This window comes from Morococcus cerebrosus (genome assembly GCF_022749515.1).
Taxonomy (GTDB): domain Bacteria; phylum Pseudomonadota; class Gammaproteobacteria; order Burkholderiales; family Neisseriaceae; genus Neisseria; species Neisseria cerebrosa.
Genome location: NZ_CP094242.1, coordinates 2131233 through 2148296, shown reverse-complemented (window position 1 = coordinate 2148296; position 17064 = coordinate 2131233). Strand labels below are relative to the sequence as shown.

15 protein-coding genes and 1 tRNA gene are annotated in these 17064 nt (G+C 53.7%); 10 read left to right on the top strand and 6 right to left on the bottom strand.

The window, feature by feature from the left end; genetic code table 11:
- Positions 1 to 60 precede the first annotated feature (60 nt).
- From MON37_RS10050 to MON37_RS12345, 4 genes are all read left to right on the top strand, one after another.
- On the top strand, positions 61 to 1926 hold the full coding sequence (locus MON37_RS10050) for an acyltransferase family protein (RefSeq protein ID WP_039408336.1): 1866 nt from the start codon (positions 61 to 63) through the stop codon (positions 1924 to 1926).
- 58 nt (positions 1927 to 1984) lie between these two features.
- Positions 1985 to 2608, top strand: a complete 624-nt coding sequence (locus MON37_RS10045) for an FmdE family protein (RefSeq protein WP_039408338.1) — start codon at positions 1985 to 1987, stop codon at positions 2606 to 2608.
- Positions 2609 to 2679: 71 nt separating this feature from the next.
- A complete protein-coding gene (locus tag MON37_RS10040; protein WP_039408349.1) occupies positions 2680 to 3438 on the top strand; it encodes an iron ABC transporter ATP-binding protein in 759 nt (252 codons plus the stop codon).
- Positions 3439 to 3727: 289 nt separating this feature from the next.
- The gene (locus MON37_RS12345; protein ID WP_039408352.1) at positions 3728 to 3955 is read left to right on the top strand and encodes a hypothetical protein; all 228 of its coding nucleotides are present in this window, start codon (positions 3728 to 3730) and stop codon (positions 3953 to 3955) included.
- A 198-nt stretch (positions 3956 to 4153) separates the two neighbouring features.
- On the opposite strand, the gene queA is transcribed toward MON37_RS12345, so the two are convergent.
- Complete coding sequence (gene queA, locus MON37_RS10035; RefSeq protein ID WP_039408340.1) at positions 4154 to 5197, bottom strand: tRNA preQ1(34) S-adenosylmethionine ribosyltransferase-isomerase QueA; 1044 nt, start codon at positions 5195 to 5197, stop codon at positions 4154 to 4156.
- Positions 5198 to 5375: 178 nt separating this feature from the next.
- Here queA and apbC point away from each other — a divergent pair, with 178 nt between their 5' ends.
- Positions 5376 to 6455 carry an iron-sulfur cluster carrier protein ApbC gene (gene apbC / locus MON37_RS10030; protein WP_039408355.1) on the top strand — a complete coding sequence of 360 codons (1080 nt, stop codon included), beginning with the start codon at positions 5376 to 5378 and terminating at the stop codon, positions 6453 to 6455.
- A 170-nt stretch (positions 6456 to 6625) separates the two neighbouring features.
- A tRNA-Lys gene (locus MON37_RS10025) sits at positions 6626 to 6701 on the top strand.
- 320 nt (positions 6702 to 7021) lie between these two features.
- On the opposite strand, the gene MON37_RS10020 is transcribed toward MON37_RS10025, so the two are convergent.
- The 4 genes from MON37_RS10020 to MON37_RS10005 form a co-directional block, all read right to left on the bottom strand.
- Entirely contained in the window at positions 7022 to 7987 is a 966-nt protein-coding gene (locus MON37_RS10020) for an IS30 family transposase (RefSeq protein ID WP_242883537.1), read from the bottom strand.
- Positions 7988 to 8137: 150 nt separating this feature from the next.
- Complete coding sequence (locus MON37_RS10015; RefSeq protein WP_039407660.1) at positions 8138 to 8941, bottom strand: glycosyltransferase family 2 protein; 804 nt, start codon at positions 8939 to 8941, stop codon at positions 8138 to 8140.
- A 102-nt stretch (positions 8942 to 9043) separates the two neighbouring features.
- Positions 9044 to 10237 carry an amino acid aminotransferase gene (locus MON37_RS10010; protein WP_039407657.1) on the bottom strand — a complete coding sequence of 398 codons (1194 nt, stop codon included), beginning with the start codon at positions 10235 to 10237 and terminating at the stop codon, positions 9044 to 9046.
- A gap of 104 nt (positions 10238 to 10341) precedes the next feature.
- Complete coding sequence (locus MON37_RS10005) at positions 10342 to 10752, bottom strand: YqaA family protein (protein ID WP_003758204.1); 411 nt, start codon at positions 10750 to 10752, stop codon at positions 10342 to 10344.
- 251 nt (positions 10753 to 11003) lie between these two features.
- Between MON37_RS10005 and MON37_RS10000 the strand changes: the two genes are divergently transcribed.
- Together MON37_RS10000 and MON37_RS09995 are read left to right on the top strand one after the other, a co-directional pair.
- Complete coding sequence (locus MON37_RS10000; RefSeq protein ID WP_009311112.1) at positions 11004 to 12227, top strand: sugar MFS transporter; 1224 nt, start codon at positions 11004 to 11006, stop codon at positions 12225 to 12227.
- Between the two features lie 229 nt (positions 12228 to 12456).
- On the top strand, positions 12457 to 13080 hold the full coding sequence (locus MON37_RS09995; protein ID WP_039407653.1) for an alpha/beta fold hydrolase: 624 nt from the start codon (positions 12457 to 12459) through the stop codon (positions 13078 to 13080).
- Between the two features lie 113 nt (positions 13081 to 13193).
- Here the strand turns inward: MON37_RS09995 and wrbA are convergent, their stop codons facing one another.
- On the bottom strand, positions 13194 to 13796 hold the full coding sequence (wrbA, locus tag MON37_RS09990) for an NAD(P)H:quinone oxidoreductase (RefSeq protein WP_039407650.1): 603 nt from the start codon (positions 13794 to 13796) through the stop codon (positions 13194 to 13196).
- A gap of 136 nt (positions 13797 to 13932) precedes the next feature.
- On the opposite strand from wrbA, the gene MON37_RS09985 reads away from it, so the two are divergent.
- Positions 13933 to 15162: a YihY family inner membrane protein gene (locus tag MON37_RS09985; protein WP_039407648.1), complete on the top strand. Its 1230-nt coding sequence runs from the start codon at positions 13933 to 13935 to the stop codon at positions 15160 to 15162.
- A 95-nt stretch (positions 15163 to 15257) separates the two neighbouring features.
- Complete coding sequence (locus MON37_RS09980; RefSeq protein ID WP_039407645.1) at positions 15258 to 17033, top strand: extracellular solute-binding protein; 1776 nt, start codon at positions 15258 to 15260, stop codon at positions 17031 to 17033.
- Positions 17034 to 17064 lie beyond the last annotated feature (31 nt).

Sequence of the window (17064 nt, the reverse complement as noted above, 5' to 3'; positions counted from 1 at the left end):
ACTAAATATTGAGTTTATACTCATAGTAAACATCACTGAGATTACTATCAGGTATGAGTTATGAGTAAAGTGTTGAAATACCGTCCTGATTTGGACGGGATACGGGCATTGGCCGTTTTATCCGTCATCGTATTTCATATCGATCCCCAATGGCTGCCGGGTGGTTTTTTGGGTGTGGATATGTTTTTCGTGTTGTCGGGATATTTGATCACGACCATTATCAGCCGCGAGATTCGCGACGGCAGTTTTTCGTTTCTTGAGTTTTACAAACGCCGCGCCAAACGCATCTTGCCTGTCTTTGCCTGTGTATTGCTTTGCACGACGGTCGTTGCCGCCATTTTCTTTTTGTCTTTCGATTTGCGCCAATACGTCAAATCCGCCGTCTATGCCTTGCTGTTTGCCGCCAACCTGTTCTTTGCCCGCCGCGGCGGCTATTTTGATGCGGATGCGACGGAAAAGCCGTTGCAGCACATTTGGTCTCTGTCGTTGGAAGAACAGTTTTACTTTATTTTCCCCGCGTTGCTGATTTTGTTTTTCCGTCTCAGCAAACGGCGCAATGTGCGGACGTTTATCCTTTTGCTGATTGTCATCAGCCTGTTTTCCGCGCTGTTGCCGACTTTGGGCATGGAGGCGTATTTCCTGCCGCATGTGCGCGCTTATGAGCTGCTTGTCGGTTCGCTTTTTGCCTTCATTCCGCCTGCCGAACAAAACGATAAAGCCAGTACGCCGCTATTCGGATGGCTGATGATGGCGGTCATCGCCGCCACTCTGGTGTTGCCCTACGGCGTCCTGCCCGGCGCGGGAAACATCGAACGGCTGCTTTGCTGTCTAGCGGTCGGCGGTTTGATTTATTCGGGCAAATCATTGCAGATGCAGGAAGGTTTCAATACGTCCAAACTGTTGAGCCTCAAGCCCGTAGTGTTTATCGGCCTGATTTCGTATTCGCTGTATTTGTGGCACTGGGTGGTGTTGGCGCTCATGCGCTACATTTATATGGACGCCCAGCTGCCGCTTGCCGCATCGGCATTGGCTGTCATCATCATGCTGCTGTTGTCGGTGTTGTCTTATTATTTTGTGGAAACACCGGCGCGGAAGGCGAAGAATTTTACGACGGCGAAATTCAAATGGAGCATGGCGGCTTATTTCGCGCTGCTGATTCCTGCAGCAACCTACCTGATGACCGCCAAACCCGCCGCGTTTGAAAGCAGTTTGTACAAGGCTGATGAAAGCAAAATTTGCGCGGACACGCTGACCAAAACCGACTGCGCCGTCGGCGCGGCAAACCAAAAACCTGAAGTTTTGGTCATCGGCGACTCGCATGCCGCCCATTTGAGCCCGTTCCTCGACATCGTCGGCAAAAAAGAAGGCTGGTCGGCAGACGTTATCACGTCCAACAGCTGCGCCACCGCGTTCGGATTCGTCCTGCCCGACAGCGACCGCCGCGCTGACCGCTGCAATCCGTATAACAGGTTTATCGAACAAAAAACCAAAGACTATCCTGTCATCATCATTTCGCAACGCTGGTTCCTCCATACCGCCAAACCGGAATTTTTGGAACGGTTCAACACAATGCTGGAGGATTTGGTGAAGGCGGGAAAAAAAGTGTACGTTTTGGCCGATACGCCTATGGACGGGCAGTTGCCGTTGCGGCGTTATTATCTGAGACAAAAGCTCGGCATCGACATCAATTATGTTTCAGAGGATAAAAAAGAAGAGGTCCTCGATTCCGCCAAGTCGGAAGACGAAGTCGAAAAAATCGTGAAGCAGCACCGCGGCGTGCAGTGGGTTGACTTTATGCAGTACATCCCCGCGGACAAACTCATAGACGGGCTGCCGGTGTATTTCGATACCAACCACCTCAACCCGTTCGGTTCAAGTAAAATTGCCGAAATGTTTATCAACGATAAACGCACCCTGTTGAAATAAGCACAAAGGTCGTCTGAAAACAGATTCAGACGACCTCTTTAAAGCAAAAGGATACCGTATGACTCAAGAACACTTTCCCGAATTTTTCGAGCAAGCCCCGACGCTGACCGTCCAAGACGCGCTCGCCGAATTTCTCGGCGCGGCAGAGGAGGGCATCATGCAGTATCGCTACGCTGATGCCGTCCGCCTGTGCGGACACTCCTGCCCCACCGTCGCAGGCGCGTACCTCATGACGCTTAAAGGCTTGAAAGCACTTTACGGCAGCGATCTGCCGCAGCGCGGCGGAATCGAAGCCGCCATGCAGGGCGCGCGCGACGAAGGCACGGTCGGCGTTACCGCATCCGTCGTCCAACTCTTAACCGGCGCCGCTCCCGAAACCGGCTTCGGCGGCGTCGGCCCGCAAGGACGCTTCGCCCGCCGCAACCTGTTGAGTTTCGATGCCGACATCGAAGGCACGCTGACCCTGCGCCGCAAAGACAACGGCAAAACCGTCGCCGTCAGCCTCAACGCCGCCATGCAGCCCTTCGCCCCCGAAATGCGCGACATCATGCCCAAAGCCGTCAGCGGTATCGCCACCGCAGAAGAACTCAAACGCTTTGGCGAACTCTGGCAGGCGCGTGTCAAAGCCTTCTTGATTGATTTGGCAGACAATCCCCAATTCGTCATCGTTCGCGAAATCTGAAGCCCATCCTTTTCAGACGACCTCTCATGTTCGGAGGTCGTCTGAAAACAAATCCACACATCACACCCATCATGATTACCATCCGCAACGTCAGCTTCCACATCGGCGGCAACCCCATCCTCAACAACGTCAGCCTAGACATCCCCGAAGGCGGCATCACCGCGCTCATCGGTCCCAACGGCGCAGGCAAATCCACGCTCCTCTCCTTCATGGCACGCCTCCGCCCGCTGGAACAGGGCAGCATCAGCTACGCCGGCAAAGATGTTTCGACCACGCCCACCGCCGAGCTGGCAAAAACGCTCTCCATCCTAACCCAAGAAAACAGCGTCATGAGCCGCATCACCGTACGCGACCTGCTCATGTTCGGGCGTTATCCCTACCACCAAGGCAGGCCGACCCCCGAAGACCTCGCCATCGTCGAAAACGCACTTTCCGAGTTCAAACTGGACAGCTTCGCCAACCGCTACCTGACCGAACTCTCCGGCGGACAACGCCAACGCGCCATGATTGCCATGGTCTTCTGCCAAAGCACCGATTACGTCCTCTTGGACGAACCGCTCAACAACCTCGACATGTACCACGCCCGCGCCCTCATGCAGCTGCTCCAACGGCTGACCCGCGAACACAAGCGCACTACCGTCGTCGTCCTGCATGACATCAACCAAGCCGCCGCCTACGCCGACCACGTCGTCGCCATGAAAAACGGGCAAGTCGCCATGACCGGCGCGCCGAACGACATCTTTACCGCTGAAAATATTAAAGATTTGTTTGATATAGATGTGGACGTATTGGACTATCAGGGCAAGAAGCTGGTTATCCATCACGTTTGAGATGAGGATGTGGAAAAGGTCGTCTGAAAAGTTTTCAGACGACCTTCCATCATCAACCTCAACGTAACCCCGTTTTCAGACGACATCAAGCTGCGGCTGAATGTAAAGGGTATTTGATGGGGAATAAGTACGGATGAGTCTGAAAAAGCTTTAGAATGCATCGGCAATAATGAATATTTGTTATTGAAAAACCTACTGACGGGCTTCAATCAGGAAAAGCATGAAGCAGCAAGGGAAGGGATTTATCGTTGGCAGCGTCGGAACTTTTGGAAATGGTGTGAGGTATTCTATGAAAAACTGGAAGCAGTTTATATTTTTCGTCATATTGGTCATAGCTTGTTATCAATTTCTATATTTTTTATCCGATATGTTCCTTCTCGGCTATATCAATAAATACAGTTGGAATTTGAATTTTATTCAGGGGACTTTGAATTTTCTTTCAATATTTCTTCCCTATGTTTTTGTTAGACGAATTTTCAGGAAAACCAATCAAGAAAAGGAAGATGCAAATAATTGAAGTTCGACTTCATGCATTAAAGCCGGTTTCATATTGAACCGGGAGACTGATGGCGAACCGAAATAATAAGGTTCCTGCCGTTATTCCCGCGCGGGCGGGAATCCATAGGAAATTTTACGAAATAAGCGTTTAAAAACCGTTGCCGGATTCAAAAGCAAATTTCCAGGGCGGGAAGGGCGGCAGGAGGAGCAGTATCTTTTAATCCTCGATGTCCATTTCTCTCCGCCCCAAAACCATCGCGTCCCCGTAGCTGAAAAACCGGTATTCATGTTCGACCGCATGGCGGTATACCGAACGGATGTGTTCCATGCTCGAAAACGCGCTGACGAGCATCAGAAGCGTGGATTTGGGCAGGTGGAAATTGGTAATCAGGCGGTCGATGACGCGGAAGCGGTAGCCCGGCGTGATAAAAATATCGGTGTCGCCCTGTCCCGCTTTCAGACGACCTGTCTCGCGCGCGGCGGATTCGAGGGCGCGCATGGAAGTGGTGCCGACTGCCCAAACTTTGTTTCCGCGCGCATGGGCGGCTTCGATGGCGGCGACGGTTTCGGGCGGTACGTCAAACCATTCGCTGTGCATTTTGTGTTCTTCGATTTTGTCCACGCGCACGGGCTGGAACGTTCCCGCGCCGACGTGCAGGGTGACTTCCGCTGTTTCCACGCCTTTGGCTTTCAGACGACCTAAAAGCTCGTCTGTAAAATGCAAACCTGCCGTCGGCGCAGCGACCGCGCCCTGATGTTTGGCATAGACGGTTTGATAGCGTGTGTCGTCATCCGCGCCGGCAGCGCGTTCGATATAAGGCGGCAGCGGCAAATGGCCGTTTTGCTCCAGAAGTTCGTAAACGGTTTGTTCGCCTTCAAAGCGCAGGCAAAACAGTTCGTCCGCACGCTCCACCATGACGGCACAAATATCGCCTTCAAAAATCAGCTTCGTGCCGGGTTTGGGCGATTTGGACGAGCGGATGTGCGCCAGCGCGGTGTGGTTGTCCAAAACGCGCTCTATTAAGGCCTCGATTTTTCCGCCGCTCTCTTTTTGCCCGAACAGCCGCGCTTTCATGACTTTGGTGTTGTTGAACACCAAAACGTCGCCCGCCTCAATATAATCAGGCAAATCGCCGAACACGCGGTCTTGCAGCGGCATATCGGGCAGTGCGACCAAAAGACGGCTGCTGCCGCGCACTTCGGGCGGATGCTGGGCAATTAATCGGTCGGGCAGGGTGAAATCGAAATCGGAAATGTCCATAATCTTATTTTGATGCTTACAAATTTTGTCAGGCGGTCATTATACGCATTTCCCCGCGGGCTTGGCATTTCATGCGAAAGGTCGTCTGAAACGCCAAGCCCGCAATATTTTGCGTCCGAACAAGGCAATACGGTATCATTCGTTCTGTTTCAAACGCCACCGCATCAGAGAGAACAACATGAATATCCCCGCCATTTCCGCCGCAATCGAAGCAGTAAAAATCCCCGGTACCGAACGCACGCTCGGCAGCGAAAAAGCCGTCAAACTATTGGAAGAACGTTCCGACGGCCTCCATATCGGACTGAAATTCGGATTCCCCGTCGGGCATATCGCCGCCGACATCGCCAACAGCCTGCAAGAAGCCGTCATCGGCATCACGGGCGATGCGCATATCCACCTCAGCATTGACACTGAAATCACAACGCACAAAGTACAGCCCGGCGTCGCCACCATCAAAGGCGTCAAAAACATCATTGCCGTTGCATCCGGCAAAGGCGGTGTCGGCAAATCCACCACCACCGCCAATCTCGCCACCGCCATGGCACGCATGGGTGCACGCGTGGGCGTGCTGGATGCCGACCTCTACGGCCCCAGCCAGCCGACCATGTTGGGTGTGCAAGACCGCAAACCCGACCAACAAAACAAAAAACTGGTTCCCGTCGAAGCCGACAGCGGCATCCAAGTGATGTCTATCGGTTTTTTGGTCGATACCGATCAAGCCGTTGTTTGGCGCGGCCCGATGGTCAGCCAAGCCTTGCAGCAGTTGATGTTCCAAAGCGAGTGGGACGAAGTGGACTACCTCTTTATCGACCTGCCGCCGGGTACAGGCGACATCCAGCTTACCCTGTCGCAGAAAATCCCCGTAACCGGTTCAGTCGTCGTTACCACGCCGCAAGACATTGCCCTGATTGACGCGCGCAAAGCAGTCGATATGTTCCACAAAGTCAATATTCCGATTTTCGGCGTACTGGAAAACATGTCGGTACATATCTGCTCCAACTGCGGCCACGCCGAAGCTATTTTCGGTTCGGAAGGCGGCAAAAACTTGGCAGGTCGTCTGAATGTCCCGCTGCTCGGACAGCTTCCGTTAAGCCTGCCCGTACGCGAAGCAATGGACGGCGGCGCGGCGAAACAGTTGTTTGACGAACATCCCGCCATTGCCAAAATCTACACCGACGCAGCCTTCCAAATCGCCCTGACCATTGCAGACAAAGGCAAAGATTTCAGCAGCCGCTTCCCAAAAATCGTAGTGGAATAACGGGCAGAGGTCGTCTGAAAGCCTTTCAAACAGTTTCAGACGACTTTGTAGTGCTGAAGATTATGCTAAAGCGAATAATCGGAAAATCAAATATTTAAAGATTTAATCTTGTTGTTTTGAGAAAATTGCTTGACACGAAAAGTGCCGCCTTCTATAATTCGCAGCTTATCGGGTCGTTAGCTCAGTCGGTAGAGCAGCGGACTTTTAATCCGTTGGTCGAGCGTTCGAATCGCTCACGACCCACCAAATTTAAAAAGCCTGGACAAATGTCCGGGCTTTTTTATTTGCCGGTATGTTTTGAGATTGTTACAGCCTGCCCGTTACGGTTTTGATACGGGTTTGTTTGTTATAGTGTATTAACTTTAAACCAGTACGGCGTTGCCTCGCCTAGCTCAAAGAGAACGATTCTCTAAGGTACTGAAGCACCAAGTGAATCGGTTCCGTACTATCTGTATTGTCTGCGGCTTCGTCGCCTTGTCCTGATTTAAAGTTAATCCACTATATGAATAAAGGTCGTCTGAAAACAAGATTTCAGACGACCTTGGATTCGGATTTCAAGTGCAACACTAGGGTACCAGTGGTTGGAACAGATTTAAGAATAAAACACTTGGCGTTTCGTAGCCAAGTGTTTTTCTCGGCCGGTGGTTCAACTCATCTTGAACCCTGCGTATCTCCCGATCGCTGATGTTTCGGAAATCGGTTTGTTTGGGGAAATATTGCCGGATGAGTCCATTGGTGTTCTCATTCAGCCCTTTCTCCCAAGAATGGTAAGGGCGGCAAAAATAGGTTTTCGCCTTCAAGGCTTTGGCTATTTTGGTGTGTTGGTAGAACTCTTTGCCGTTATCCATGGTGATGGTGTGGACTCTGGCTTTATATGCCTTTAATACCCTAATGGCCGCCCGGGCAGTGTCTTCGGCTTTTAAGTTCTTTAATTTGCAGATGATGGTGTAGCGGGTAGTGCGTTCGACCAAGGTCAATAACGCGCTTTTCTGATTTTTGCCGACGATGGTGTCGGCCTCCCAATCGCCGATGCGGGTTTTCCGGTCGACGATAGCAGGTCGGTTCTCTATGCCGACGCGGTCGGGCACTTTGCCTCTGGTCCATGTGCTGCCGTAGCGTTTGCGGTAGGGTTTGCTGCATATTCTGAGGTGTTGCCACAAAGTGCCGCCGTTGCTTTTGTCTTGGCGGAGGTAGCGGTAAATAGTGCTGTGATGGAGTGTGATCCCGTGGTGTTTATGCAGGTAGGCACATACTTGTTCGGGACTGAGTTTGCGGCGGATAAGGGTGTCGATGTGTTGAACCAGCTGCGAATCGAGCTTATAGGGTTTTCGCCGGTGCTGTTTGGTCAGCCGGCTTTGCTTCTGTGCTTTTTCGGCGCTGTATTGCTGTCCTTGGATGCAGTGCCGCTTGATTTCTCGGCTGATGGTGCTTTTGTGGCGGTTGAGCTGTTTGGCGATTTCGGCGATGGTGCAGTGGCGGGACAGGTATTGGATATGGTATCGTTCGTCTTGGGTCAGTTGTGTGTAGCTCATGGCAATCTTTCTTGCAGGAAAGGCCGTATGCTACCGCATACTGGCCTTTTTCTGTTATGGAAAGTTGCACTTCAAATGCGAATCCGCCGACCTTTTTGCTTTAAGCAATGTGATGCAACCGTTCGGACGGGTTTTGGCGTTGATGCCTGCTTATTCGTACTCGGGGTAGAGCGGCATGGTGCCGGCTTCTTCGAAGGTTGAGTGTGCTTTGACTTCTTGAAGGCGGCGGCCGATGCGGCGGGTGACGGCTTCGGCTTCGTTTTGGTGGTCTATGGTCAGTCCGGGGATGGTTTTGCCGAAAAGTTCGGCATCGAGCAGGCGCTCGGCGTGGATGCCGGGGCGGTAGTTGTGTCTGACGGCGGGATCGCGTTCTTCAAAGAGGTAGCCGACGACGCTGTTGCGGGTCAGGGCGATGCTGAGTGCGGCATCTTCGCCGCCGAAGATTCGGAAGAGTTCGTCTTGCGGAAAGCCGCCGCAGGCGAGAAAGATGCTGCGGCGGAATACGGTGTTGCCGCCGCCGGTCATTTGCAGCCTTTCCCATGCGGTGGGGAATTGCGGGTGGTTGAGGTAGTGTTCGGGAAAGCCGACGGGACGCAATTTGAGGCGGACCAGGCTGAGGTAGGAGTAGGCTTCCAAGCCGAGGTAGGTGGCGTTGAGGACGTTGTTTTCATAGACGTCGTCGGCGTCGAGGAAGGCGATGAAGTCGGCTTGGCTTTGCATGGCGCCCCAGTTGCGGGCTTTGGCGGCGCCGCCGTTTTCGAGCATGTATTCGCAACGGACTTTCGGATGGATGGCGGTGAGGTCGCTCATGATAAGGCGTGTGTCGTCGATGGAGGCGTCGTCAATCAGCCAGACGTTTTCGACGGCGGGTTGGGAAACGGCGCTTTCGACAGCCGCTTGAAGGGTGGCGGCGGAGTTGTAGCAGGGGATGATGACGTCTAGTGTGGGTCTCATAATGTGATGCTTTAAGGGGTTGTTGTGTCAAAAGGTGGGGAAAGGTCGTCTGAAAACGGTATTTAGGTTTTCAGACGACCTTTTGGTATTGCCTGATGCGGACTACAACACTTTCACGATGCTTTCGCACAGGTAATCGATGTTGTCATCGGTAATACCGGCGACGTTGATGCGGCCGGAGCGCACGGCGTAGATGGCGAACTCGTTTTTCAGGCGGTCGACTTGTTCGGGCGTGAGGCCGCTGAAGGAGAACATGCCGTTTTGTTCGATGATGAAATCGAAGTCCTGATTTGCGCCTTTGGCTTTGAGCAGTTCGACGAATTTTTGACGCATGGCTTTGATGCGGCCGCGCATTTCGTCGAGTTCGGCAATCCATTGTGCTTTCAAATCCGCGTCTTTCAACACGAGGGCGATGGTGTTCGCGCCGTGTGAGGCTGGGTTGGAGTAGAGGGTGCGGATGATGGTTTTGACTTGGCTGTGGGCGCGGGCAGCGGTTGCTTCGTCTTCTGCGACTAAGGTAAATGCGCCGACGCGTTCGTTATACATGCCGAAGTTTTTGGAATAGGAGCTGGCGATGAGCAATTCTTTGTTGTATTTCAGGAAGGTGCGCAAGCCGTATGCGTCTTCTTCGAGGCCGTTGCCGAAGCCTTGGTAGGCGAAGTCAAACAGGGGCAGCCAGCCTTTTTCGGCGGAGAGTTTGGCGAGGGTTTCCCATTGTTCGGGAGTAGGGTCGATACCGGTGGGGTTGTGGCAGCAGCCGTGCAAGAGGACGATGTCGCCTTTTTGCGCTTGGCTCAGGTCTTCAATCATGCCGTCCCAGTCTAGGCCGTGTTTGGCGGCGTCGTAGTAGCGGTAAGGCTTGTCTTGGATGCCGACGGCTTTGAAGATGGCGTTGTGGTTGGGCCAGGTGGGGTTGGAAATCCAGACGGTTTGTGCGTTCAACTGGCGTTTGGCGAACTCGGCGGCAATACGCAATGCGCCTGTGCCGCCGAGGCTTTGGGCGGTTTTGGCGCGGCGGCTGGCGACGATTTCGTGGTCTGCGCCGAAAAGAAGGATTTGGGTTTGCTCGTTGTAGTCGGCAACGCCGTCGATGGTGAGGTAGTTTTTGGTGGTTTCGCTCTCGAGCAGGCGTTTTTCGGCTTCTTTGACGGCTTTGACGATGGGGGTCGCGCCGGATGCGTCTTTATAAACGCCGATGCCGAGGTTGACTTTTTCGGGACGGGTTTCGGCTTTGAATGCTTCGCCCAAGCCTAAGATGGGGTCTGCGGGGGCGGCTTCGATGTGCTTGAAGAACATGGTTTCTCGCTTTGCAAAAAATGAAGGGACGGGATATTTCCTTTGGGATTTTACGCTGTTTCAGGTCGTCTGAAAATGAATGCGGCAGGTTTTGCGCAAATGGTTTACATCATGCCTTTGATACCGGCGAGGATGATGCCGTAGCGCAGGATTTTTCCGGTCAGGAGCATGAGTGCGGAGGTGTAGGGGTTGAGCCTGAGCCAGCCTGCGGCAATGGGCAGCGCGTCGCCGATGACGGGCAGCCAGGCAAACAAAAGGGGCAGGGTGCCCCAGCGTCGGAGCAGGCGCAGGGTCTTTTCAGACGACCTTTTCTTGGACGGAATCAGCCGCCCCATCCAATAGGAAACCATGCTGCCCAAGCCGTTTGCCAGTCCGGCGCACAACCACGCGCCGTATGCCTGTTCGGGATAGGTGTAGATAAACGCGGCGAAGGCGGCTTCGGACGTGCCGGGCAGGATGGTGGCGGAGGTAAAGGCGGAGGCGGCGAGTCCGAGATAGGCGTAAATGAGGGGCATGGCGGATAAGTTTGCGTCAGGTCAAAGGTCGTCTGAAATAAGATTTTAAGTCGTTTGCGGGTAGGTTAATTGTAAAATTCAGACGGATTCTGTCTATAAAAATGCGTTATCGGACAGAATCTTGCTGAAACTCTATGTAGTCGGCGCATTTCCAGTGTTTGCAAGAATGGCAAAAGCCAGTATGATTCGGCCCGTTATTAACGGATATTAACTGTTTGTACGGTCAATTCCAATAAATCGAAAGGCAAATCATGTCTGCGCCATCACAACAAAACCATAATTCCGCGCTGGTCGTCCTGACCACGCTCTTCTTCATGATGGGTTTCATCACCTGCATGAACGACATCCTGATTCCGCATCTGAAAGAAATTTTCGAGCTGACTTATGTTCAGGCGATGCTGATTCAATTCTGTTTTTTTACCGCCTATGCCATCATGTCGATTCCGATGGGGCATCTCGTCGGTAAAATCGGCTATAAAAACGGCGTCATCGGCGGCTTCTTGCTGACCGCCGTCGGATGCTTGCTGTTTTATCCCGCTGCGGGCAGTCACTCTTACCCGACTTTCTTGGGCGCGCTCTTCATTCTTGCTTCAGGCGTAACCCTATTGCAGGTTGCAGGCAACCCGTATGTAACCTTGTTGGCGAAACCGGGCAAAGAATCCGCTACGCTGACTTTGGTGCAGGCATTCAACTCATTGGGTACGACCATCGCCCCGCAAATCGGCGCGTTCCTGATTCTGGCGGATGCGACGCAGACCGCCAGCAAAGCCGAACAGATTTCCTCCGTTCAAATCCCTTACTTGGGTTTGGCAGGTCTGTTGATTATCCTCGCCGTCTTCGTGAAGATGATCCGCCTGCCTGACGCGCGCAAAATCGCCGAAGAAGAAAGCGAACACAACCACGACGGCAAAAGCAGCGTGTGGCAATACAAACACCTCGTCCTTGGTGCGGCAGGTATTTTCTGCTACGTCGGTGCCGAAGTATCCATCGGCTCATTGATGGTCAATGTCTTGGGCTTCCTGAAAGGGATGGATCATGCTTCCGCCGCCCAATACCTGTCGTTCTACTGGGGTGGCGCCATGGTCGGACGCTTCCTCGGCTCGGCAGTTATGGCGAAAATCGCGCCGAACCGCTACCTTGCCTTCAATGCCACTATCGCTGTTGTCCTGCTCATCATCGCCATGATGACCGGTAAAGGCAATGCCGACGTCGCCATGTGGTCGCTGCTTGCCATCGGTTTCTTCAACTCCATCATGTTCCCGACCATCTTCTCGCTGGCGACCAAAAATCTCGGTAAATTCACCAATGCTGCTTCAGGCGTACTCTGTACTGCCATTGTCGGCGGTGCGATTGTTCCGGTCGTACAAGGTTGGGCGGTCGATACTTACAGCCTGATGTCGTCTTTTGTCGTATCAGCCGTGTGCTACCTCTACATCGTCTTTTTTGCCCTCAAAGGTTATAAAGCCGACGAGTAAGCATGGTTTGAACAGAAGGTCGTCTGAAAACTTGGAAATCAGGTTTTCAGACGACCTTTTTGCTTTGCGGCGGACTTTTAAACCTGATCCGTTCCAACAGAGGTCGTCTGAAAATACGGCAACAGATTTTAACCGGAGCTTAAGCCCGTTTTCAAAAGACAAAACGCGTCCGCAATACGGCATGACTTACTTATGGCATAATGCTTATGGCAAAATACAGGAGGTCTTCATGTCGAAAATCATCTTATTACACGGACTGCACATGCACTCTTGGGTGATGAAACCTTTAGCGGATATGCTGGCAAAGCAGGGCTTTGACGTTGCCCTGTTCGGTTATTACAGCGTCTGGCACACCATGCAGCAGCACACGCAGGCGTTGGCGGAATTTGTTGAAAAACACGATACGGGCGAGCCTCTGCATTTTGCCGGACACAGTCTGGGCGGGCTGGTGTTGCGCCACTTTGCCGCCGCCCACCCTGAAAAAATCACCGGGCGCATCGTTACCTTCGGCACGCCCCACCAAGGCAGCCGGGCGGCGCAAAGGGTGTTCCGGCTCGGGTTGAAAACCCCCGTACTCGGCGGCGCTTATCGCGATGCGCTCGACGGCGGCACGCCCGATTTGCCCGAACATATCGAGCTGGGCAGCATCGCCGGCAACAAGCCGCTCGGGCTGGGGCGCGTATTGGGTTTGCACGGCGAACACGACGGTACGGTTTTGGTCAGCGAAACCCGCTGCCCGAATATGCGCGACCACGTTATCTTGCCCGTCAGCCACAGCGGTATGCTGTTTAAACACATTACTGCTGAGCAGACCGCAACATTTTTGCGCGAGGGGCGGTTTAATCATGGCTAAAAAACTGGGATGACGGGATTTGAGAATAATAAAAAGGTCGTCTGAAAACTTGGAAATCAGGTTTTCAGACGACCTTTTAGTTTTTGGCAGATTGGATTTCTAAACTGCCCGCCTTAAGCCAACTTGACGGCGAGTTCTGCCAGCCGTTTGCCTTGTGCGAAGGCGATGTCGTTTTCTTCGGCGGTCAGGACGGGTTTGCCGTCGTGTCCGGCGACGTGGGATGCGCCGTAGGGGGTGCCGCCGCTTTGGGTGCTGCCGAGGGCGGATTCGGTGTAGGGGATGCCGCTGATGATCATGCCGTGGTGCAGGAGGGGGAGCATCATGGTGAGGAGGGTGGTTTCTTGTCCGCCGTGTTGGGAGGAGGTGCTGGTGAAGACGGTGGCGGGTTTGCCGGCGAGTTCTGCGCCAAGCCACAGGGGGATGGTGCTGTCGATGAAGTATTTCATGGCGGCTGCCATGTTGCCGAAGCGGGTGGGGCTGCCTAGGGCGAGGGCGGCGCAGGTTTTGAGGTCTTCGGCGGTGGCGTAGGGGGCGCCGCTGTCGGGGATGTCTTTTTCGACGGCTTCGCAGACGGTGGAGACTTTGGGGACGGTGCGCAATACGGCTTCGCAGCCTGCGACGCTTTCGATGCCGCGTGCGATTTGGCGGGCGAGGTTGAGGGTGCTGCCGTTTTGGGAGTAGTAGAGGACGAGGATTTTGAGGGGATTTGGGTTCATTTGGGTATTCCGTTACAATGGGGTTGGTGGGAAATAGGTGTTAATTTCGCTGAGGCTGTGTTTTCAGACGACGTGGTATGTGCTGCGGGCGTTTTCTGTTTTTTATTTTTAATTCGTTATTTTTTCGGGAAAGATTATGCCGTTTTTGAAATGGTGGCAAGGTTTGTCGAACAGTAAGGCGTTTGCGTTTGCGTGGTTTGTGGTCCGGCGTTTCGATGAGGAGCGTGTGCCGCAGGCTGCGGCGAGTATGACGTTTACGACGCTTCTGGCTTTGGTGCCGGTATTGACGGTGATGGTGGCGGTCGCTTCGATTTTTCCTGTGTTCGACCGTTGGTCGGATTCTTTTGTTTCGTTCGTCAATCAGACTATTGTGCCGCAGGGTGCGGACATGGTGTTTGATTATATCAATGCGTTCCGCAATCAGGCGGGGAAGTTGACGGCGATTGGCAGTGTGATGCTGGTGGTGACGTCGCTGATGCTGATTCGGACGATTGATAATGCGTTCAACCGGATTTGGCGGGTCAATTCGCAGCGGCCTTGGATGATGCAGTTTTTGGTGTATTGGGCGTTGCTGACGTTTGGGCCGCTGTCTTTGGGCGTGGGGATTTCTTTTATGGTCGGGTCGGTGCAGGAATCTGCGCTGGCTTCGTTTGCGCCGCAATGGGTGGTGGGGTTACTTCAAACCTTAGGCACGCTGTTTTTCGCAACGCTTTTGTTGTGGGGGTTGTACCGTTTCGTACCCAACCGCTTCGTGCCCGGGCATCATGCGTTTATCGGGGCTTTGGTCACGGCGTTTTGCTTGGAGACGGCGCGTTTCCTGTTTGCTTGGTATATGGGCAATTTCGACGGCTACCGCTCGATTTACGGGGCGTTTGCCGCCGTGCCGTTTTTCCTGGTATGGCTGAATTTGCTGTGGACGCTGGTGTTGGGCGGCGCGGTGCTGACTTCGTCGCTGTCTTATTGGCAGGGTGAGGCGTTCCGCAGGGGCTTCGATTCGCGCGGGCGGTTTGACGATGTGTTGAAAATCCTGCTGCTTTTGGATGCGGCGCAAAAAGAGGGCAAAGCCTTGCCTGTTCAGGAGTTCAGACGACATATCAATATGGGCTACGATGAGTTGGGCGAGCTTTTGGAAAAGCTGGCGCGGCACGGCTATATCTACAACGGCCGTCAGGGCTGGGTGTTGAAAACGGGGGCGGATTCGATTGAGTTGAGCGAACTCTTCAAGCTCTTCGTTTACCGCCCGTCGCCTGTGGAAAGGGATCATGTGAACCAAGCCGTCGATGCGGTGATGACGCCGTGTTTGCAGACTTTGAACATGACGCTGGCGGAGTTTGACGCTCAGGCGAAAAAACGGCAGCAGTCTTGAGTATTTTTAAAACAGATAAAAGGTCGTCTGAAAACGGTTTTCAGACGACCTTTTGCTATAATCGGGCTTCATCGTCCTGCTCGGTTTGGAACCTTATGAAAACCCTCGTCCTCCTCCTGCTTTCCTTCTCCACTGCCACTGCTTTTGCCGCATACGGTTTGGGTTTGGGGCAGGAGCCGAAATATCCCGCCGACTTTCGCGCCTACGAATACGTCAATCCCGACGCGCCCAAAGGCGGCGTGTTTTCCCTACCGATACAGGGCGGCTTCGATACGTTCAACCCGTTTACCCTCAAAGGCGACAAAGAAGCCGGCGTCCTCAATCTGACCGTGGACATGCTTACGGACAACAGTTGGGACGAACCTTTCTCCATGTACGGGCTGCTGGCGGAAGACTTCTCACTTGCCGAAGACGGGCTGTCGGCAACATTCAGGCTCAACCCGAAAGCCAAATTCCACAACGGCGACCCCGTCCTTGCCAAAGACGTAGCCGCCTCCTTCCGCCTGCTTACCCAAGACAAAGCCGCCAATCCCTTCTATCGCATATACTGGAGCGACGTAGCCGAAGTCGAAACGCCCGACGACAGGACAGTCGTTTTCCGCTTCAAACAGCGCAATGCCGAATTACACATGGCATTAGGGCAACTGCCTGTGTTTTCTCATAAAAGCTACCCCGAAGGGCTGGAAAAAGGCGCAAACAAAATGCCCATCGGCTCCGGCCCCTACCGTTTCGTCAAAGCAGACATCGGGCGCATGAGCGAATACGCGCGCGACAAAAACTACTGGGCGCAAAACCTGCCGACCCGCAAAGGCAGATATAATTTCGACACCGTCCGCTTCAAATATTTCAAAGACAACAGCGTCCGCCTCGAAGGCCTCAAAGCCGGACAATACGACTTCGTTTACGAAAATGTCGCCCGAAACTGGGCGCGGGGCTATTCCGACGAAATGCTCGCCAAACGCGGCATGGGCAAACACGAATGGATACAGAAAAGCGATGCCGGCATGCAGGGCTTCGTCATGAACCTGCGCCGCGCCCCGTTCGACAACATCCTCGTGCGGCAGGCGATGGTCGAGAGTTTCGACTTTGAAAGCATCAACGCGCGCATTTTCTACGGCGCATACCGCCGCAGCAACAGCTTCTTCACCAACAGCGAGATGGCGGCGACAGGCAAACCGCAAGGCGCGGAACTGAAACTGCTCCAGTCCCTCGGCAACACCCTCGATCCCGCCGTCCTGAACCAACCCGTCCCCGAGCCGCCTCAAACCGACCCGAAAACAGGCATACGCCCCAACCTGCTCAAAGCCCGCGCACTCTTGGAAAAAGCAGGCTACCGCTATAAAAACGGCAAACTGACCGACAGCCAAGGCAAACCCCTGACCTTTGAGTTCCTGACCGCCTCCAAAACCTACGAACGCATTACCGCCAAATGGCAACGCGACCTCGCCAAAATCGGCGTAACCATGAACATCCGCGTTACCGACCCCGCCTTATACCAAAGGCGGCTCAACGATTTCGACTTCGACATGACCATTACCGTCTATGCCAACAGCGAAAGCCCCGGCAACGAACAATACGATTATTTTGGCTGCGAAGCCGCCAAAATCCCCGGCAGCCGAAACCTCGCCGGCGTGTGCCGCCCCGAAGTCGAAAAGCTGCTCAAACATTTCGGCAGCTTTACCAACCGCGAACAGCTGAAAACCACCTCCCGGGCGCTAGACCGCACCATCCGCCACCAATACATCATCGTTCCCGCCTGGTACGCCGACCGCTACCGCGTCGTTTACCGCAACAACCTCGGCATCCCGCAACAACTGCCGAAATATTACGACCCGGTATTTTTTTCGCTGAGTAGCGGGTGGTGGAAATAGCGGCGGAAATCCGTAGCGTGGGCTTTGCCCG